The 20,884-nt window shown below is 57.7% G+C and carries 13 protein-coding genes; 9 read left to right on the plus strand and 4 right to left on the minus strand.

Annotated features, from left to right (window positions below; translation table 11 throughout):
- Positions 1 to 46: 46 nt before the first annotated feature.
- From coaE to uvrB, 3 genes are read left to right on the plus strand one after another with little or no spacing between them, the layout of a single operon-like run.
- On the plus strand, positions 47 to 787 hold the full coding sequence (coaE, locus tag ACQRC0_RS06460; protein ID WP_427728753.1) for a dephospho-CoA kinase: 741 nt from the start codon (positions 47 to 49) through the stop codon (positions 785 to 787).
- Entirely contained in the window at positions 780 to 1,361 is a 582-nt protein-coding gene (locus ACQRC0_RS06465) for a lytic transglycosylase domain-containing protein (RefSeq protein WP_427728754.1), read from the plus strand. Before coaE ends, ACQRC0_RS06465 begins: the two co-directional genes overlap by 8 nt.
- A gap of 51 nt (positions 1,362 to 1,412) precedes the next feature.
- The gene (gene uvrB, locus ACQRC0_RS06470; protein ID WP_427728756.1) at positions 1,413 to 3,653 is read left to right on the plus strand and encodes an excinuclease ABC subunit UvrB; all 2,241 of its coding nucleotides are present in this window, start codon (positions 1,413 to 1,415) and stop codon (positions 3,651 to 3,653) included.
- A 65-nt stretch (positions 3,654 to 3,718) separates the two neighbouring features.
- Here the strand turns inward: uvrB and ACQRC0_RS06475 are convergent, their stop codons facing one another.
- From ACQRC0_RS06475 to ACQRC0_RS06490, 4 genes are all read right to left on the minus strand, one after another.
- Positions 3,719 to 5,359: an NAD(P)/FAD-dependent oxidoreductase gene (locus tag ACQRC0_RS06475; protein ID WP_427728758.1), complete on the minus strand. Its 1,641-nt coding sequence runs from the start codon at positions 5,357 to 5,359 to the stop codon at positions 3,719 to 3,721.
- An 80-nt stretch (positions 5,360 to 5,439) separates the two neighbouring features.
- Entirely contained in the window at positions 5,440 to 6,711 is a 1,272-nt protein-coding gene (locus ACQRC0_RS06480) for an NAD(P)/FAD-dependent oxidoreductase (RefSeq protein WP_427728759.1), read from the minus strand.
- On the minus strand, positions 6,712 to 7,542 hold the full coding sequence (locus tag ACQRC0_RS06485; protein WP_427718672.1) for an Mrp/NBP35 family ATP-binding protein: 831 nt from the start codon (positions 7,540 to 7,542) through the stop codon (positions 6,712 to 6,714). It lies immediately after the preceding gene.
- Positions 7,543 to 7,687: 145 nt separating this feature from the next.
- Positions 7,688 to 9,841: an LTA synthase family protein gene (locus tag ACQRC0_RS06490; RefSeq protein ID WP_427728761.1), complete on the minus strand. Its 2,154-nt coding sequence runs from the start codon at positions 9,839 to 9,841 to the stop codon at positions 7,688 to 7,690.
- Between the two features lie 193 nt (positions 9,842 to 10,034).
- Between ACQRC0_RS06490 and uvrA the strand changes: the two genes are divergently transcribed.
- The 6 genes from uvrA to ACQRC0_RS06520 all read left to right on the plus strand — a co-directional run bounded on the left by uvrA (position 10,035) and on the right by ACQRC0_RS06520 (position 20,883).
- Positions 10,035 to 12,914 carry an excinuclease ABC subunit UvrA gene (gene uvrA, locus ACQRC0_RS06495; protein ID WP_427728763.1) on the plus strand — a complete coding sequence of 960 codons (2,880 nt, stop codon included), beginning with the start codon at positions 10,035 to 10,037 and terminating at the stop codon, positions 12,912 to 12,914.
- Positions 12,915 to 13,048: 134 nt separating this feature from the next.
- Positions 13,049 to 13,549, plus strand: coding sequence for a Cys-tRNA(Pro) deacylase (ybaK, locus tag ACQRC0_RS06500; protein WP_427718664.1), 501 nt, complete (start codon positions 13,049 to 13,051; stop codon positions 13,547 to 13,549).
- A gap of 3 nt (positions 13,550 to 13,552) precedes the next feature.
- Complete coding sequence (gene murJ / locus ACQRC0_RS06505) at positions 13,553 to 15,850, plus strand: murein biosynthesis integral membrane protein MurJ (protein ID WP_427728764.1); 2,298 nt, start codon at positions 13,553 to 13,555, stop codon at positions 15,848 to 15,850.
- Between the two features lie 60 nt (positions 15,851 to 15,910).
- The gene (gene uvrC / locus ACQRC0_RS06510) at positions 15,911 to 17,797 is read left to right on the plus strand and encodes an excinuclease ABC subunit UvrC (protein ID WP_427728785.1); all 1,887 of its coding nucleotides are present in this window, start codon (positions 15,911 to 15,913) and stop codon (positions 17,795 to 17,797) included.
- A gap of 364 nt (positions 17,798 to 18,161) precedes the next feature.
- Positions 18,162 to 19,769, plus strand: coding sequence for an ABC transporter substrate-binding protein (locus ACQRC0_RS06515; RefSeq protein WP_427728767.1), 1,608 nt, complete (start codon positions 18,162 to 18,164; stop codon positions 19,767 to 19,769).
- Positions 19,770 to 19,926: 157 nt separating this feature from the next.
- Positions 19,927 to 20,883 carry an ABC transporter permease gene (locus ACQRC0_RS06520; protein ID WP_370450641.1) on the plus strand — a complete coding sequence of 319 codons (957 nt, stop codon included), beginning with the start codon at positions 19,927 to 19,929 and terminating at the stop codon, positions 20,881 to 20,883.
- The last annotated feature ends 1 nt before the right edge of the window (position 20,884 follow it).

The raw sequence follows: 20,884 nt of genomic DNA on the forward strand, positions 1-20,884 counted from the left end.
TCGCGGCCTCCCCCTTTTTGCGCTATATACAAGCTGTGCCTTGTGAATGGACTCTTCCTTTGACTCTCTTACTGTTTGGCTGTTTTTTGAACCGTCGCTTTGTATTTGCGCGATAATTACTCGCATTGACGTTAGGGAGGGCTTGATGTTTACCGTTTTCGTTTTGGGCAATATTGCTTCGGGTAAATCGACTGCCTGCCGCTTTCTGGAATCTCGCGGAGCCCTGCTTATCGATTTAGACGTTCTTGCCAAATCGCTGTACGTGCCGGGGTCGGATATCGTCAATGCTCTTGCTGAAGAGTTTGGCTGGGATATTTTGGACGAGGATGGCGGTGTTCGACGTAACGTTCTCGCTTCTCGAGCTTTTGTTTCTCCCGATACGGTTGCAAGGCTCAATAGTATTGTGCACCCCGCTCTTATTGAGCAGCTTTCGCTGAGGATTCTCGATCCTGTTTGCTGTACGGTTTCGTCTCCCCGCTATCCCTTTGCGGCGGTCGAAGTATCTGCTCCGACTGGCTTTGAGGACGCGCTTGGCCTTGCGGATGAAATTATGGTTGTTAGCGCTCCTTTAGCGGTCCGTCGCGAACGCGCTATTCACCGTGGTATGGAACCATCCGATTTTGATGCTCGCTGTGCTTGCCAACCCGATGAGTCTTCGCTTTGCAGTCTCGCCACGACCGTGATTGATAACGCAGCGGGCGACAGCTCGCTCTTTGAACAACTGGACGCGTGGCTTGCTCGCCATGGCCTTATGGATGCTATGGATAAGGAGACGACAGATGCCTAAGACGCATTTCTTTACGTGGTATCGCCTTGTGCCGCTGGTTGTCGTTTTCGTCTTTGGCCTTATCTCGCTCGTTTACTCGTGTGCTCCCGCCGCTTTCTTTAAACCGTTCTATCCGATTGACTATGAGGCGTATGTAAAGCAGTCCAGTATTTCGCATAATCTCGATCCGTATCTGGTGTGTGCCGTCATCAAGTCGGAATCAAACTGGGATCCCGAGGCGGAATCAAACCAGGGCGCCCAAGGTCTCATGCAACTTATGCCCGAAACCGCTCAGGATATGATCGCTAAGGGCCTTGTCGACGGGGATGAGTATTCTGCCGATAACCTGAATGACCCCGCTTCGAATATCGAATTTGGGTGCGCGTACCTCTCATACCTGTTGACGTATTTCAATGGGTCGACGGATAGCGCTATTGCTGCTTACAATGCCGGAATGGGCAATGTCGATGGGTGGGCGCAGCAAAACACATCGCTCCATAACGCGATTGCCTTTCCCGAGACGCAAGCCTATTTGATTCGTGTCAATAATGCCTGGATTCGCTATAAGACCCTCTATCCCGACCGGTTCGTATAGGACTATGCCTGCCGCCTGCGTATACTGCAGATGTATGAGTTAGGAGTATCCATGGCGGATTTTGAAGTTGAGCGTGTTGGCGGAGAGCTCAAACGTTTTGGCGTTGAGGGCTCCGAGGTACCGTTTGAGGTCGTGTCTCCCTATGAGCCTGCAGGTTCACAGCCTAAGGCCATTGAGTCGCTTGTGCAGGGTGTGAGGGACGGAGACCGGTATCAGGTTTTGCTTGGCGTGACCGGCTCGGGCAAGACCTTTACCATGGCCAAGACCATCGAAGCTCTCGGTAAGCCAACGCTGGTCATGGCCCCCAACAAAACCCTCGCCGCCCAGCTTGCGAGCGAGCTCAAAGAATTCTTTCCCAACAACGCCGTGGTCTACTTCGTCTCGTACTACGACTACTATCAGCCCGAGGCATATGTGCCGCAAAGCGATACGTATATCGAGAAGGATGCTTCGATTAACGAAGAAGTCGAGATGCTTCGACATCAGGCGACCGCCTCGTTGCTTTCTCGACGCGATGTGATTGTCGTTGCTTCGGTGTCCTGCATCTATGGCATCGGCTCTCCTGAGGACTATGCGGGGCTGGCGCCGAATGTCGACAAGAAAGTACCGCTCGAGCGCGATGACTTTATCCATGCGCTCATCGACATTCAGTACGACCGGAACGACTATGACTTGGCGCGTGGCACCTTCCGCGTGCGTGGTGATGTTGTCGATGTGTATCCGCCCTATGCCGAGCATCCGTTGCGATTTGAGTTCTTTGGCGATGAGGTCGAGCTTATCGCCGAAATCGATGAGGTTACCGGTGAGATGCTTCGTGAGTATGAGGCTATTCCCGTGTGGCCGGCATCGCACTATGTGACCGAGAAGCCCAAGGTCAAGGCGGCCTTGAAGTCAATCAGTGAAGAGTGCGAGAAGCGCGTCGCGGAGCTCAAGGCGACCGACAAGTTGCTCGAGGCGCAACGTCTACAGCAACGGACCGATTATGACCTCGAGATGCTCGAGACGATGGGCTTTTGCAACGGCATCGAGAACTACTCGCGTCATCTGGACGGGCGTAAGCCGGGCGAACCGCCGTTTACCTTGATTGACTACTTCCCCAAGGACATGCTCTGCATCATAGACGAGAGCCACGTGACGGTGCCACAGATTCGCGGCATGCACGAAGGCGACCGATCGCGCAAAGTTACGCTTGTTGAGCATGGTTTTCGCCTGCCCTCGGCGCTCGACAATCGCCCGCTTCGTTTCGATGAGTTTGAGGCGAGAATCCCCCAGTTCATCTATGTTTCGGCAACGCCGGGCGACTACGAGCTGCGGGTGAGCCAAAACGACGTGGAGCAGATTATTCGTCCGACCGGCCTGCTCGATCCCAAGATCGACGTGCGTCCCGTTCGCGGTCAGATTGACGATCTTGAGGACGAGATTCGCGAGCGTGTTGCCCGCAAGGAGCGCGTGCTGGTGACCACGTTGACCAAGCGCATGGCCGAGGACCTGACCGACCATCTACTTGATGCGGGCATTAAGGTCAATTACATGCACTCTGATACGGCGACAATGGACCGTGTCGAGATCCTGCGAACGCTGCGCGAGGGCAAGATCGATGTTCTCGTTGGCATCAACCTGCTTCGCGAGGGCTTGGATCTTCCCGAGGTCTCACTGGTGGCAATTCTCGATGCCGACAAGGAAGGCTTCTTGCGCAACCGTCGTTCGCTGATTCAGACGATTGGCCGTGCGGCCCGTAACGCCGATGGCGAAGTCATCATGTATGCAGACGTTGTGACCGATTCGATGAAAGCGGCCATCGAGGAGACGCGGCGCCGTCGCGAGATTCAGATGGCATATAACGAAGAACATGGCATTGTGCCCAAGACAGTGCGCAAGGCCATCAACGACATCTCAAGTTTTATTGCCGAGGCCGAAAAAACTGTGGGCTCCAAGGGACGCTCGAAGGGCGACTCTCTTGGCCATGGTGCATTCTATACGCCCGATGAGTCGGGCGAGGGCGGTGTGCCGGAAACGGCGGCGCCCGAGCAGACACTTGCGGAGCAGTTGGAAGAACTACCGCATGACGAGCTTGTGCGGATCGTCGAAACCATGGAAGAGGATATGCGTAACGCTTCTGCCGCCATGGACTTTGAGGAGGCGGCGCGCCTGCGTGATGCTGTCGTTCAGATTCGGGCGATGCTCGAGGGTGCGTCTGAGGACGAGACGATCGAGCGCTTGCGTTCGCAGGCCCGCAAGGGTTCCACGTTCGCATCGGGTAGAAAACGCCAGGGTGCACGGTTTAAGAAATAGCGAGCAGGCCCCGAGTTCCCTGTGGAGCTCGGGGCCTGTGTCTTTTGCGCGCTGGAATTCGTTCGCTAGAGGTCTGCGATCAGGGCTTCGGCACAACGGATACCGTCGGTGGCCGCGCTCATGATGCCTCCGGCATATCCAGCTCCCTCACCACAAGGGTAGAGGCCCGGGGTCGATACGGCATGGCACGTTTGGTCTCGGGTGACAGTGACCGGTGAGCTCGAACGAGTCTCCACGCCGGTAAGAACGGCATCGGGGCGGTCGTAGCCCCGTAGCTTTTTTCCGAGTAGGGGAAGTCCCAGGCGGAGCGACTCGACGATATGCTGCGGCAGGGCTTCGTCAATTGCCGTCCAGGTCACACCGAGCGGATAGGTGGGCTTTACCTTTCCGGGCGCCTTGCTGGCGCGTCCTGCGAGGAAATCTCCGACGAGTTGTGCCGGTGCGTTCCAGTTGGAACCGCCTAGGCGATAGGCGGCCGCCTCGCAGGCGCGCTGGAGCTCGATGCCGGCGAGCGGGTCATCGTCGGGAAGGTCCTCAGGCGTGACGTTAACGAGCAGCGCGGCATTTGCGTTACGGCCGTCGCGGGCATTGAGGCTGGCGCCGTTGACGCACAGGTGGCCCTGCTCGGAAGAGGCGGCGACAACCTGCCCGCCGGGGCACATGCAAAACGAGAACACACTGCGGCCGTTGGGAAGATGGGCGACGAGTTTGTAGGGGGCTGCTCCGAGGGCAGGATGTCCCGCCGAGGCTCCATATTGGGCTCGGTCGATGTCGCGCTGCGGATGCTCGATGCGAACGCCCATGGCAAAGGTCTTTTGTGCGAGGGCCACGTCGTGGTCCTTAAGGAGTTCAAAAATATCGCGAGCAGAATGCCCGCAGGCGAGGATAAGGTGCTTTGTCTCAATTGGCTCGTAAGCGGCGTCTTGGGACGATTGGACATCAATACCGGTGATGGCGCCAGACGCGTCGATGCGAATGTCGACGAGTTTTGTTCGATAACGGACGACACCTCCGAGCTGCTCGATGCGCTGGGATATAGCGGTGACAACCGTGGGAAGGATGTCGGAGCCAATGTGCGGCTTGGCATCCCACAGAATATCGCGGGGCGCACCCGCCTCGACGAAGGTTTCGAGGATGAGGCGATGGGCGGGATTTTTTGTTCCCGTATTGAGCTTGCCGTCCGAGAAGGTCCCCGCGCCGCCCAGACCAAACTGGATATTGCTCTCGGGGTCGAGGATACGCTCCTTTAGAAAGAGGTCGATCGCATGCGAGCGGCGAAATGCCGGGTCGCCGCGCTCGATGAGCAAGGGCTTCAGACCTGCTTCGGCAAGGGTGAGTGCGGCGAAAAGGCCGGCGCAACCGGCACCGACGACGACGGGGCGCTCTTTGGGTGCGCTGGAAACGGGGGAGGGGAATGAAGGCTCATCGTCTTCTATCGCGCGTACGCGCGAGCGGTCACGCTCGGCAACGCTGTCGACCGCTTCTCGCTCGAGGTGGGGACTAGTCAGCTCAACACGAAAGCTCAGGATAAAATGGACGTCTCGTTTTTTGCGAGCGTCGATTGACTTGCGGTGGAGCTCGATGGACTTGATCTCGGAGTCCTTGCAACGCAGGACGCGCTTGGCGAATCGCTTGCCAACAATGAGGCAGGCATTTTCATCGCCGGCTTCATCGAGTGACGCGTTGACTTGGGTGATTTCGATCATCGAGGTCTCCTTAGAGGCAAGAAAGAGGCCGTCCGGTATCCCAGACGGCCCGAATGCGTTTTTGATTATAGACTGTGCGGCTACAGGCTGCTTGCAGCGCGAATGCCCGAGATCCAGGCCCACGCAAGGTTAAAGCCTCCGCAATCGGCGTCGATGTCGAGCGCTTCGCCGCAGACGTAAAGCGGGGCGTCGACAACGCTGCACGCGTGTAGACTGGGTGTTGAGATGCTCTCGACAGATACGCCACCACGCGTGACCTGCGCCGAGCGCTCCTCGGCTGTTCCCTCGACGAGCAACTTAAAGTGCTTGAGGATCGAGACCAGGTGGACGACATCGTTGGAGCCTGGATGGCACTGCTCGAACGCTGTGCAGACGACGCGGGAGAGTTGCGGGGCGAGCATGCCGTCGAGCCAACGGGGATCGCGGGGCGAAAAGCCGCCGAGCAGCTTAACGCGCCTGTTAAGCATATCGAGCAACTCGTCTTTAGAGAGGTCGGGGAAAACGTCGAGCAGGATCGTATCGCCGCGCTGGATACGACGGGAGAGGTTGAAGACAGCGACGCCCGAGATACCGAAGGTTCGAAACAGTACTTCACCGTCTTCGTGCCAGAGCTCACTATGGTTACGGGTGAGCGTCAAGCGGGCGCGGACGCGCAGACCATCCAACGTCTTGAGTGCCGCCCGATCGCCGACGACCGTTGCCGATACGGGGCAGAGGATGGGGCGCAGCGAAGTGAGGGGGAGGCTAAACGTATCGGCGATACCGGTGGGGTTGCCACCCGTGGCGATAATTACGGCATGTGCCTCCAGGGCCTCGTTCTTGCGAGGGACATCGGCGAGCGCTTTCCGAAGCGAGCGGAGCTCCGATTTTCGGTCGCCGTGCTTTTTTGCCTTGAGTGCCCGCGCTGGACGGTTTATTTGGAGTGCCCAGCCTTCGGAAGCTTTGTGCGCCGAGGCAACGTTGGCTCCGCAGATTAAGGTGATACCCAGGCGGTCGCAAACGTTGAGAAGCGCGTCGCGTACCGATTCGGCGCGAAGGGAGCGCGGGTACAGCCGGCCTTCCTCGGAGGTTGTCATGATGCCCAGCGAGGAGAAGAAACCCATAAGCTCTTGTTCGGGCTGGGGGCCCATGACGGATTCGACGAATGCGGGGTGGTTATACCGCTGAGGATCAATCGATTCGTTGGAGAGGTTGCAGCGACCGTTGCCGGTCGCAAGGAGCTTAAGGCCGCAGGCGACATCGCGCTCAACGATGCAGACGCTTTTACCCGCGCGCGCGGCCGTGATGGCGGCGGCGAGGCCTGAAGCCCCGCCGCCGATTACCAGGACGTCATAGAAGGCGCTCGTGTTCACTTAGGCCTCGTCGGTCTCGTGCGGGGCAATGGCCTCGACGGCAGAGACGGCCTGGGGCAACATGCCGTCGGGCAGCGCAGTCTCGACCTCGCCCTTATCGCAGGCCTCGGCGAGTGCCGGATTAATGGGAAGCTGGCCCAAGATGTCGAGGTTATAGCGCTCTGCGACCTCGGGGAGCTTGCTCTTGCCAAAGACCTCGATCTTCTTGCCGCAGTCGGGGCACTCAATGTAGCTCATGTTCTCGACAATGCCCAGAATGGGGACGTTCATCTTCTCGGCCATGTTAACCGCCTTGGCGACGATCATCGAGACCAGATCCTGCGGGCTCGTGACGATGACGATGCCGTCGACGGGCAGCGACTGGAAGACGGTGAGCGCGACGTCGCCTGTTCCCGGAGGCATGTCGACCAGCAGGTAGTCGATGGGGCCCCACGAGGTCTCGCTCCAGAACTGCCTAATGGCGCCTGCGATGACCGGACCGCGCCAAAGGACGGGGTCGGTCTCGTTTTGGAGCAGCAGGTTGGAGCTCATGACCTTGACGCCGTGCTCGGAGATTTCGGGCAGCATAAGGTTGCCAAGGGCATGGACGTGGCGTCCGCTCATACCGAACATCTTGGGGATAGAGGGACCGGTGATGTCGGCATCGAGGACGCCGACCTTGTGGCCGTGACGGGCGAGCTCGGTGGCGATGGCACCGGTGACAAACGACTTGCCGACACCGCCCTTGCCGGAAAGCACGGCGATGACGCGTTTGACCTCGGACAGCGTGTTCTCCTCAAATTGCGACGGCGACGTTTGTCCGCCGGCGGCCTGTGCGTGCTCGCAACCCATGTATGACTCCTTTGTATATGTTGGGGCCGGGGCCCCGTGATGTGACACGAGCGTCATTGTACCCTCGTTTGCGAGCGGGAGTCATTTGTGATGCATTTGGGCCGAGCGTGCTTGCAATGCGATGGGCCCAAGCGAATGAGCGGGCTTACTGAACTTTGCTGGCGAACTCGAGGTATTGCATGCGCTGCAGCTTGTCGATCGTCGAGGCGTATGGGCTGTCTTCAGATTCCAAATCGTAGCGCAGCCCGTCGGCACCAAGATAGCCGGCGACATTGATGGTGGGCACATCTGACCTTGTTGCAAGCAGAGCCTTTTGATAGTCGGTGAGCGGGGCGCCGATCTTATTAAGGGTAATGGCTGCAATCTCGTTTGCCCCGACGGTGTCGTAGACGTTGAGCTCGGTATTGCCAGCGATTTCATAGTTAGCCCAGACGAAATAGGTCGACTGATAGATACGGAAAGCGTGGCTTGCCGTATCTTCCTGAGGGTACAGCTCGTCGTTGAGAGTCGCTGCGGCGCTCGGCTGATGGTCGCCAAAAAAGACAAGAACAACCGGTCTGCCGATATTGCGGAGCTCGTTGATAAAGTACTCGAGGTCCCGGTCGGATGCGTTGATGCAGGTAAGATAGGTGTTGAGCGCGCTATTGGCGCCCTCGCTGGCTCCCTCGACCCAATAGTTTGTCAGCTCTTCGGCGGGAACGGTGCCATAGTCGTAGCCGCCGTGATTTTGCATCGTGACGTCAAAGATGAACTGCGGGGCTTCGTCGGTTCTAAGCAGGTCGAGTATCTTGTCGTAGGTGGCGTAGTCGCATACGCCGGCATGGTAGCAGGGCGCACCTTCGAAATCGCCGATTGAAAGAAAGTCTCCAAAGCCCAGCTGCTGATAGATTTTATCTCGATGGTAGTTGACGGGGTTTTGCGGGTGCATAGCGGTAGCGGTATACCCAAGCTCTTTAAGGTCCTTTGCCAGGCTGTTGACGTCATTCATCTGATACAGCTGATAGGGGATTTTGCCTAATCCGACAAAGGCCGTTGTCGCTCCGGTCAAAAATTCGAATTCGGAGTTCGCCGTTCCGCCACCGGCGACCGAAGCGAACATGGTGCCGCGAACAAGCGTGTCGGGAAGCGAGTTGTAGAATGCGGGGCCGGTGTACCCGGCCGCCTGGAGCTGCTCAAAGCACGAAAGGTCGCTAAAACTCTCGTTCATGACGGCAACAATCGTCGGCTTGATTTCATTGAACTGGGCAACGGCCGCCGCGCGCTGCTCGCTCGAGCCATACGTGCTGTCGTAGGTGGCGGCGAGCTCCTGCTCGATGCTCTGCGCCTCATCGGGCGTATAGTCTTCGGGCTTCTCAATGGGCAACTCGTTGACCATTTCGGTGAACGAAGTGATAAAACCCTGAGACGCATACGTGGTGATGGGCTGCCAACGGTCAAATCCAAAATTCAGCGCCTGCTCCAAGTCGATGCTGGAAAAGCCCGAGAGCCCCACAACGGTCACTAGCAGAAAAGCGCAGAGGTTAGCGGCGATTGCGGGGAAGACATGGGTGGGCGTACGGAGCTTTCTCGGTCGGATAAGCGAAAGAAGCCCCAGGGAAATCTCTAACAGGGCTAGAGAGGTTACGATTCCGGCGGTAAAGGTAAACTCGTATCCCTCGCTCACTTCCATTGCGGTGCCAAGGGCCAAGATATCGCTTGGCAGGATGGCCTCGCCTTTAAACGTTATGACGAAGTGCTCGGCAATGCCAAGGATGCAACAGACGACGGGCACGAGGGCCATGACGCCTCCATGACGCTGTCCCAGCAAATAAAGGGAGAGCAGAACCGTCGCGAGCAGCCCAACGGAAAACCCGAATGAGTTGGCGGGAATGCGATAGAACGTTTCGTTGCAGGCAATTTCGAGTGAAACGAACGAGAGCGCTGAAACAGCGGCGATGACAAGGATGTCACGGCAAATACAGGCAACCGTTCCCGTCGCAAGATCGGTTTGGTCGATAAGTCCCGAAACCAAGGGCTCGACAAGAAGTATGACGGCGGCAGCACCGAGCGCCGAATAAGAAAGGACCCATAGGGAACTGCCCTCATTTACGAGCAATTGATTCGTAATCCATGCAGCTACCATGCCGAGCGGGATGAGGAGCGTCGCGCACCAAAAGACGCGGGCAATGGGCGGCTTTTCATTGTGTTTGATTGAAAAATACACGCGCACGACGACGGTGGCCACGATAAGGACGGCGATGAATATGGGCAGATTGGCCATGTCGCTCGAAGTAATTTCAAGGGGGATATCTTCGGTCATGGACGTTCCTCTGTTACAGCAAATTAAGTTCAGTATTAGATTACTGTAACCTTTCCACGGCATTTCGAGAAACAAAGCGCCCGATACGCAAAGCTAAAGGTCTGCGAATCTTGTATTACGAACATCTGTGCGCGTCGAGTGCGCTAAACTCATCGGCAGTATGATTCGATGCAATAGGAGGCAAGGAGCTTCCATGTCTGATTCTTCTATCGTTATTCGCGGCGCTCGTGAGCACAACCTCCGTGATATCGATGTTTCCATTCCGCGTGACCAACTCGTGGTCATTACCGGTCTTTCTGGCTCGGGCAAGAGCTCGCTGGCATTTGACACTATCTATGCCGAGGGCCAGCGTCGATACGTCGAGAGCCTTTCGAGCTATGCGCGCCAGTTCTTGGGCCAGATGGACAAACCCGACTTGGATTCAATCGACGGCCTTTCGCCGGCGGTGTCGATCGACCAAAAGACGACGTCTAAAAACCCTCGCTCGACGGTTGGCACCGTAACCGAGATTTATGACTATCTGCGCCTGCTGTTCGCCCGTGTGGGCACCCCGCACTGTCCCGAATGCGGCCGCGTCATTGAGCGCCAGACGACCGACCAGGTTGCCGACAAGGTCTTGGCGGCGGGGGAGGGTCGCCGCGCGTTTGTGCTGGCACCGGTGGTGCGCGGGCGAAAAGGCGAGTACACCAAACTGTTTGAGGACCTTCGCGCCGAGGGCTTTAGCCGCGTGCGTGTCGACGGTGAAGTGCGCTCGCTCGACGATCCAATCGATCTGGACAAGAAGTTCAAGCACGATATCGAGGTCGTGGTCGATCGCATCGTGATCCGGGAGAACTCTCTGGGCCGTATCGCCGAGTCCGTTGAGCAGGCGACCGCGCTGGCTCACGGCAATGTAAATGTGTACATGCTGCCCGATCGTGATGCTCCCGAGGGGACCGAGGGCGAGCTGCTGGAGTATTCGTTGGCCTTGGCGTGCCCGGAGCATGGACACTCCATTGACGATCTTCAGCCGCGTGATTTTTCGTTTAACGCTCCCTATGGCGCATGTCCTGAGTGCGACGGCCTGGGCTTTAAGAAAACCGTTGATGCCGAGGCGCTGATCGAGGACCCCTCGAAGTCCATTGCCGACGGAGTCTTTGGTAGCCTGTTTGGCAATTCGAACTACTACCCGCAGATTTTTGCTGCGGTCTGTAAACACTTTAAGGTAAGCGCCGATACGCCGTGGGAGGACTTGCCCCCTCGCGTGCGTCGTGCATTCTTGGATGGCCTGGGCGATACGAAGATCTCGGTTGACTACCAAAAGCTCGACGGACGTCGTAGCCAGTGGGATACCAAGTTTTCGGGCGTTCGCAACATCCTGTACGAACGCTATACCGAGACGACGAACGAGAACACCAAGGCGCGCTTGGAGAAGTACATTCGCGAGGAACCGTGCTCGAGCTGCCACGGCGCTCGTTTGCGCCCTGAGATGCTCGCCGTCACCGTGGGCGGCAAGTCCATTTACGAGGTTTGTTGCCTGTCGTGCCGTGAGTCGCTCGAGTTTTTTGAGGGCCTGGAGCTCACCGAGCGCCAACAGTTTATCGGCGGGCGCATCGTCAAGGAAATCCTGGAGCGCTTGCGTTTTCTGGTCGATGTTGGACTCGACTATCTGACGCTCGATCGTGCCTCGGCGACGCTTTCTGGTGGCGAGGCGCAGCGTATTCGCCTGGCAACGCAGATCGGCGCCGGCCTCATGGGTGTCCTGTACATTTTGGACGAGCCATCGATCGGCCTTCATCAGCGTGACAACGAGCGCCTGATCAAGACCCTTGAGCGCCTGCGCGATATCGGCAATACCGTCATCGTCGTCGAACACGACGAGGACACAATCCGTGCCGCCGACTACGTGATCGACATGGGGCCCGGCGCCGGCGTCAACGGCGGACACGTAGTCGCGGCGGGAACGCCTGCCGATATCATGGCGTGTCCTGAGTCGATGACGGGCGCTTATCTGACCGGCAAACGAATGATCCGGGTGCCTGATGAACGGCGCAAGCCCGGTCGCGGCTGCCTTAAAATTACGGGCGCTCGAGCTAACAACCTCAAAAACGTTACCGCCAAGATCGAGTTTGGTACGCTTACGGTTGTTACCGGCGTGTCGGGATCGGGCAAGAGCTCCCTGGTTACCGACACCATTGCGCCTGCCCTTACGAATGCTATTCACCGTTCGACGCGCCCTGTGGGTCCGTATAAGAAAATCGAGGGCATCGAGTGTATCGATAAGGTTATCGATATCGACCAGTCGCCGATTGGCCGCACACCGCGTTCCAACCCTGCTACCTATATTGGCCTGTGGGATGATCTTCGCGCGCTGTTTGCGAGTACGCCGGAGTCGAAGGCGCGCGGCTACTCGCCGGGCCGTTTCTCCTTTAATGTGAGTGGCGGGCGCTGTGAGGCGTGCAAGGGCGACGGACAGATCAAGATAGAGATGCACTTCCTTCCCGATATCTACGTTCCCTGCGAAGTTTGCGGCGGTAAACGCTACAACCGCGAGACACTCGAGGTCACCTACCGTGGCAAGACCATCTCGGACGTGCTCGACATGAGCGTCACCGAGGCGCTGGCTTTCTTTGGGAATATCCCGCAGATTAAGCGCAAGCTTCAGACTTTGTATGACGTTGGCTTGGGCTATGTGAGTTTGGGGCAGCCTGCCACGACGCTTTCGGGCGGCGAGGCGCAGCGTGTGAAACTCGCCAAGGAGCTTCATCGACGCCAGACGGGCAAGACGTTCTATATTTTGGACGAGCCGACGACCGGCCTTCATTTTGAGGACGTCCGCCAGCTGCTCGATGTGTTGCAGCGCTTGGTCGATGCGGGCAACACGGTGCTGGTGATTGAACACAACCTTGATGTCATCAAGGTTGCCGACCGCCTGATCGATATGGGTCCCGAGGGCGGCAATGGCGGCGGAACCGTCGTGGTCTCGGGTACGCCGGAGCAGGTCGCGGCATGTTCGCAGAGTTACACGGGCAAGTTCTTGGCACCGCTGCTCAAGCGCGACCGCGAGCGTCAGGCACAACTCGACGCCCAGTAAAGAGACGCCGTCGTACGAGAAGCGCCACCGATTCCTTTCGATTCGGTGGCGCTTCTGTGTGTCGAGATGACGTATGCGGCTAAATTGGACATATACTTAGGCGTTACGTTCGAATGCGAGGGAAGGGACATGCCATGGCAAAGGCTGCAAAGACGCCGAAAACCAATGCGATGCGCGAGCTGGAAAACGCCGGCATCTCCTATATTCTCCATACGTATGAAGACGATGGCGATGAGTCGGTGGGTTTAGGCGTCGCAATTTTGGAACAACTTGGCGAGGAGCCTGGCCAGGGGTTTAAGACCTTGGTTTGCGTGACGCCGTCCAACGAACACGTTGTGTGCTGTATTCCCGTTGCCGACGAGCTTGACCTAAAGGCCGCAGCGCGCGCCGCTGGTGAAAAGTCGCTGACCATGATGCATGTCAAGGACTTGCTTGCCGCGACGGGGTATGTCCGGGGCGGCTGCAGTCCAGTCGGCATGAAAAAACGCTTTCGGACGCTGATCGATGAGACATGCGTCCTTTGGGATACCATTTTTATCTCAGGCGGTAAGCGTGGCTATCAACTTGAGCTTGCCCCCGACGACTTAGTTGCATTTTGCGGGGCGACGGTTGCCCCGATCACGAGAGAGGACTGAGCGATGCCGCAGGAAGAATCGAAGCGCGGAGCTCACTTTGCAAAGGGTTCGGCTTCTCAGACGCCCGCGCCTGAGGCTTCTTCGGTCGATGACCAGATTCGAAACGCTTGGTCCGTTGCTGCAGATCCAGGGGAGACGGCTGTGTATTTGCGTGCCGCCGGTGCCGGTACGGTGCCTCCCCGTACGATTCTCTCTTCGGCTCGCCCCGATGAGACGGCGGTGTTTTTGGCCGCGGCTCAATCCCGTGCCGGACGGATGCCTGACGCCGGGGCGTCTCGTGCGCCGCGTCCCGATGAGACGGCGGTGTTTTTGATGGCGGCTCAGGGAAAGGGCGCACTGCAGGGTGTCCCAGCCGATCGTCCCGCGAGGCCTGCAACCGACGGTGATGGCGAGCAGTTGCTTTTGGATGACGAGTGGTCACCGCTCGGCTCGACCGATCCGGTCGAGGGCGTTGCTGTTGAGGACGATGATTGGGATCTATTGTCGTTTTCTGGTCGAACCGCTGCCGCCAGGGAAGTTGACACGGTGTTTGGTAATAATGCCGTAGCTAACGATGACGCTTCGTTTGACAACGATGTCACGCCTGTTGACGGAGCTTTTTCTGCCGATGATGCCGTTTTGGTCGACGACCCCTTCGCGATAATCGATGAGCCTGATATCGAGGTTGATTCTCGACAACACACTGAAGTCAGCCCCCAATCACAGGACGACGTAGATGATATGGGCTCGTCGGACTACTCTACGGTTGGCCGTTCTGCCGGCCTCATGACTGCACTGACCATTGTGTCGCGCGTCACCGGGTTTATCCGTACTTGGGCTATGGCTGCCGCCATCGGCATGTCGCTGCTCTCGTCTTCCTATCAGGTCGCCAACAACCTGCCCAATATGCTCTATGAGCTCGTGATGGGCGGTATGTTGGTTACCGCCTTTTTGCCGGTGTACATGGGCGTGCGTCGTGAGCAGGGTCGCGACGCCTCAAACGAATACGTAGGTAATCTGCTCGGCATCCTGCTTTTGCTGCTGGGCGGCATTTCGGTGTTGGGCACCGTGTTTGCTCCGGGCTTTATCTGGACGCAGTCGTTCCTTTCGGGCGATGGCGGAAGCATGGATACCGCTGCATTCATGTTCCGTTTCTTTGCCATTCAGATTTTGTTCTACGGCCTGGGCTCGGTGTTCTCGGGCGTTCTTAACGCGCATCGTGACTACTTTTGGTCGACGTTCGCCCCGGTACTCAACAATGTGATTGTCATTGCGAGTTTTATGGGCTTCGCTCCCGTATCTGCCTGCTTTGGTGAGCAGGCGGGCGTCGTTTTGATTTCGCTCGGCACGACGCTTGGCGTTTTTGTCCAGATGGCGTGCCAGATTCCCGCACTCGGTAAGCATGGTGTCCGGCCTCATATTCATATCGACTTTAAGGATCCTGCACTGCGACAGACGCTCGCGCTCGGCGTCCCGACGTTGCTCGCTACGGTATGCATGTTCGTGTCGACTTCCATTACCAACGCAGCCGCGCTGGTGGTGCAGCCCGAGACCGGTCCTTCTGTAATTGCCTATGCGCGCCTTTGGTACACACTGCCTTATGCCTTGATAGCCGCCTCGCTCTCGACGGCGCTTTATACCGAGCTTTCGCACGATGCCCAGGAAAAGGATTATGACAGCGTGCGCGTTGGTATCTCGCGCGGCGTGGCCCAGATGCTCTTCTTCCTGATTCCTTTCGCGCTATATCTCATTGTGTTTGCCCGTCCGCTCAACATGATTTATTGCGCCGGCAAGTTCGACGAGTCGGGTGTGGCGCTTGTGTCCGAGTTTCTGGTTTATCTGGCGCTCTCCCTGCCACTCTACGGCGTGGTCGTGTTGATGCAGAAGAGCTTCTCGGCGTTGCTCGACATGAAGCCCTATAGTCGCTATTGCCTATACTCTGCCATCGGTCAGGCTGGTTCGGTTCTGCTGTTTGGTGTGGTGCTGGGCTATGGCATGCCTGCGATTGCGATGTCGTATGTTGTCGACTATGTGATTCTGGTCGGCTGTTCGCTGTGGTGGCTGCGTCGTCGTCTGCAGGGTCTTCAGGTTAAATCTATTCTGCACGGCTGCTTCTATGGCCTTTTGCTCGGCGGCCTGGGTGCCGCAGCGGGTGCCGGCGTTTTGTGGGCGCTCGAGAGTTTTGTCGGAGCGCTTGGCGGATCGATTCTTATTACCTTGGGCTATGTTTGCATCGCGGGCATGGTTTCACTTGCCGTGACTTTTGGCCTTGCCGTCCTTCTAAAGATGCCTGAGGTCTCCGCGCTTCTTCGCCGCAGGTAGGCAGTCGTGGCAGGTCATGACAACATTCCAACGCTTGCCGAACAGGTTTCGCGTGTGCCCATGCAGCCTGGCTGCTACCTTTGGAAAGATGCCAAGGGCGATGTCATTTACGTTGGCAAGGCTAAAAATCTGCGCTCGCGCATGCGTCAATATGTGACGTTGCAGGACGAGCGCCAAAAGATTCCACTGATGATGCAGCTGGTTGCGAGCTTTGACTATATCGTTGTCGAGAACGAGCACGAGGCGCTGGTGCTCGAGCGCAACCTGATCGGTCAATACCATCCGTACTTTAATGTCGACCTTAAGGACGATAAGAGCTATCCCTTTATCGCTATCACCAAGAGCGATCTGTTCCCAGCTATTAAATATACTCGTGAGCGTCATAAGCCGGGAACGCGTTATTTTGGTCCCTACACCGACAGCCGCGCGGCGCGCGAGACCATTGATACGCTGCGCAAGGTAATCCCGATCTGCTCGGCTTCTTGTGCGGAATGGCGTCGATGCCGCCGTATCGTCGAGTCCCACAAGGGCGAAGAAGATATCGTCAATATGATTTGCGCTCAAAACGGGCGTCCCTGCTTTGACTTCCATGTTGGCCGCGGCCCGGGGGCATGCGTCGGTGCGATCTCTCCAGCCGACTATGCTAAAAACGTTAAACGCGTCGAGCGATTTTTGTCGGGCCATCGTAAAGATGTCGTTGATGAGCTTACATCCGAGATGACGGACGCCGCCGAAGCGCTCGATTTTGAGCGGGCGGCGCGCGTCAAGCGTCGCTTGGAAGTTATTAGGGGCCTGGACGACCGACAGCAGGTCGTTTTTCCGTCGAGTGTCGATCTCGATGTGATTGGTTTCTATCGAGAAGAGACCATTTCGGCCGCCTGCGTGTTTGTTGTGCGCGAGGGGCGAACGGTTCGAACCTGTGAGTTCATTCTCGATAAGGGCCTGGATGTCGATGAAGAGGAGCTTCAGTCGGGTTTTCTCAAGCGCTATTACGACGAGACGGCTGATATTCCAGCCGAGGTGAACCTTTCCGTCGAGCTTGAGGATGCGGAGGCGCTAGGGGAGTGGCTTTCGGACAAGCGCGAGCGTTCCTGTCATCTCCATAGGCCTCAGCGCGGCGAAAAACACCGGTTGCTCGATATGGCATCTAAAAATGCGCGTCATGCCCTCATGCGTTATATGATGCGCACGGGATACGCCGACGATCGCACCAATCGAGCGCTCCTGGAGCTTGAGAGCGCCTTGGCGCTACCTGCGCCGCCAATGCGAATCGAGTGCTTCGATATCTCTACGCTTCATGGCACCTTTACGGTCGCCTCGATGGTGGTGTTTACCAACGGCCACGCCGACAAGAGCCAGTACCGCCGCTTTAAAATCCAGGCCGAATTGGACGAGGCGAACGACTTCGTTTCGATGTCCGAGGTTTTGGGGCGTCGCTATGCTCCCGAGCGGATGGGCGACGAACGTTTTGGCTCGCGCCCCGATTTGCTCGTTGTCGACGGCGGCAAGCCGCAATTGACGGCTGCAATTAAGCAACTTGAGGCCCTTGGGCTCGATATACCAGTTTGTGGTTTGGCAAAGGCCGATGAGGAGGTTTTCGTGCCTTGGGACGAGACTCCTGTCGTACTTCCGACCGGGTCTGCGTCGCTCTATCTCATCAAGCAGGTGCGCGACGAATCGCACCGTTTTGCCATCACGTTCCATCGCGAATTGCGCGATAAAGCCATGACGGTTTCGGTACTCGATGACGTTCCAGGCGTGGGACCCACTAGAAAACGTGCAATTATGCGCCATTTTGGCTCGATGAAGCGGTTGCGCGCGGCGAGTGAGCAAGAGATCGCGGAAGTTCGCGGCATACCTGCCGATGTTGCCAAGGCGGTCCACGAGGCGCTCGTTGCATGGAATGCCGAGCGCGCCGAGGCAGCGGCTGGCCATTCCGATAGCTAAACACGAGCCTAAACAACTGATATACATGATTGCGCGATTTTCAACCATTTATTTCGCCATGATTGCCTGCTGGTTTCGGGTTTTATTAACGCTAAAACGTTTGACTAACCCAAGCGAAAACCCTGCTATCCTGCGGGTTGACGAAGACTGATATCTCACCTCGCCGATACATACTGTCTGCTGTATCGTTTGTCAACGAATTCGGTGAACGGTAGTAAATACCGTTCAAGCGTATGTATGTATCGGTCGCCGAGCGCGGCACCTCAGTTGGGTTTGTCGGTAGGTAAGGTATATATCGTCCGCAAGTTGCGCGGGGGCAAGTTTAGGTGCTCCCGGGTAAGATTCTCTATTGATAGGAGAAGACATGGCCATCATCAATAAGGGTATGTCCAGGCGTTCGTTCCTTGGCCTCACCGGCAGCGTCGCTGCTGTCGCCGGCTTTGGTCTCACTGGCTGCGGTGGCAGCTCTAGCGACGAGGGTTCCGCTCCCGCCGATTCCGCCAACCGTGGCGGCGGCGTGATCACCGCCGGTTCCGCTTACGCTCCGTCCAGCTTCGACCCCGCCAGCACCGGCTCCGCCGTGGGCCTGGGCGCTAACTGGCACGTCGTCGAGGGCCTCTACGGCATCGATTACCACGACTACAGCACTTTCAACGAGCTCGCCACCGATGATCCCAAGTCCGTGGACGACACCACCTTCGAGGTCACCATCCGCAAGGGCGCCAAATTCTCCGATGGCACCGAGGTTACCGCTGACGACGTCGTCGCCTCCTACACCGCTTGCGCCGCTTCTGCCACCTACGCTCCGTTCTTCCAGCCTTTCGAGTCCATCGAGGCCAAGGATGCCAGCACCGTGACGGTCAAGACCAAGGTCCCCAACTTCTCCCTGCTCAAGGATCGTCTGGCCATCATTCGCGTTACTCCTGCCGCCCAGAGCGAGGAGGATCGCGCCAAGCAGCCGATCGGCTCCGGCCCCTGGATGTACGATTCTATCTCCGATACCGAGATCACCCTGGTTCCCAACCCCGAGTACAACGGTGAGTATGCTGCCGAGGATAAGAAGATCCAGTACAGCATCCTGACCGACCCCACCGCTCGCGTCACCGCTCAGCAGGAAGGCTCCACGCTCGTCATGGAGCTCGTTACCGCTGACGCCGTCGACCAGCTCGAGGGCGCCGGCTGCAAGATCGACAACGTCCAGGGCTTCGGCACCCGCTTCATCATGTTCAACGTCGCCAAGGAGCCTTGGAACGACGTCAAGGTCCGTCAGGCTGTCATGTATGCGCTCGACACCGAGAAGATGATCAGCAACACCTTCGCCGGCCTTGCTACCGCTGCCAGCTGCTACCTGCCCAAGAGCTTCACCAACTATCATGAGGCCTCCACGGTGTACAAGACCGACGCCAAGAAGGCCAAGAAGCTTATCGAGGAGTCCGGTATCACCCCGGGCGCCATTACCCTGCGCACCACCGATAACGAGCAGATCAAGGGTATGGCTGCCCAGGTCAAGAACGACCTCGACGCTCTCGGCTTCGATGTGACCATCCAGACCGATACCTCGCCGGCCACCTATGCTGCCATCGACGGCGGCGAGGCCTACGATATCCTCCTTGCCCCTGGCGATCCTTCCTGCTTCGGCGCAGACCCCGACCTGCTGCTCAACTGGTGGTACGGAGACAACGTCTGGATGCAGACCCGTTGCCCGTGGAAGGAGTCCGCTGAGTGGCAGAAGCTCCACGGCCTTATGGACGAGGCTCTTGCCGCCGAGGGCGACGAGCAGCAGAAGAGGTGGAACGAGTGCTTCGACATCATCGCCGACAACGCCGTTCTGTACCCCGTTGTCCACGTTAAGACCGTCTCCGCTTCCTGGAACGACCCGTCCACTGCGCCCAACGGCGAGGCCCTCGATGGCTTCAAGGGCATCGGCACGACGAGCATGTCCTTTAAGGGTGTCGCGACCGTCAAGGCGTAAGACTCGCTTGAGTCTATATGCAGGATGTCGGCCGTTGGGACCGTATCCTCATAGTTGAAACAAAGACCCGGGCGGCAACGATGTCGCTCGGGTCTTGTAATGAGTGTCCGTACTCATATACCAGTTGGTCCTACCGACAAAAGAAAGGGGAGAGAACGTGAACAACTTTCTACGTTTGATTGGAAGGCGTCTCGTGGCGCTGCCGATCATGGCATTGGGCGTCACCGTCCTGGTGTTCTTCCTTATGTCGTTCTCCAAGACCGACCCCGCCTACACGGCGTTGGGTGACGGTGCCTCGCCCGAGGCGGTTGCCGAGTACCATGAGAAGTATGGTCTGGACGACCCCTGGCCCGTGCGCTACGTGCGCTATATGGGCAATTTGATCCATGGCGACATGGGCACCTATGGTGCTGCTCGCAACTCCGTTGCCAAGCGCATCTCCACGGCCCTACCCGTCACGATGCAGCTGACCTTCATCGGTCTTGCCATCGGTGCGGTCGTATCGTTTTTGCTCGGCGTCATCGCGGCACTGTATCGCGATAAATGGCCGGACCAAGTGATCCGCGTCTTTTCCATCGCCGGCTTGGCAACCCCGTCGTTCTGGCTTGCCGTTCTGTTGATCCTGCTGTTCTCTTCCTACCTTAAGGTACTCCCGGCATCGGGTGCCCTGCCGCACTTCACCACGAATCCGGCTGGCTATCTGGGACGCATGATCATGCCCGCCATCGCCTTGGCATTTCCGCTGACGGGTCAGATGACTCGTATCGTGCGTACCGCCATGGTCGAGGAGCTCGACAAGGACTATGTCCGTATGGCTCGCGGCGCCGGCGTTCCCGAGAAGGTCGTCGTCGGCATCAACGTTCTTCGCAACGCGCTGATCACCCCGGTCACCACCCTCGGTCTTAAGATTGGCTATCTCATGGGCGGCGCCGTCGTCATCGAGGTCATCTTCAACCTCCCCGGCATGGGTACTGCGATCCTGCAGGGCGTTCAGGGCAACGAGGCGAACCTGGTTCAGGGCGTCGTCATCGTCGTTGCTCTTGCCTTCATCATCATCAACATCGTGGTTGACATGCTCTACCTGCTCATCAACCCGCGCATCAGGACGGTGTAGA

The sequence above is a fragment of the Collinsella sp. SGI.033 genome, from assembly GCF_050315135.1.
Classification (GTDB): domain Bacteria; phylum Actinomycetota; class Coriobacteriia; order Coriobacteriales; family Coriobacteriaceae; genus Collinsella.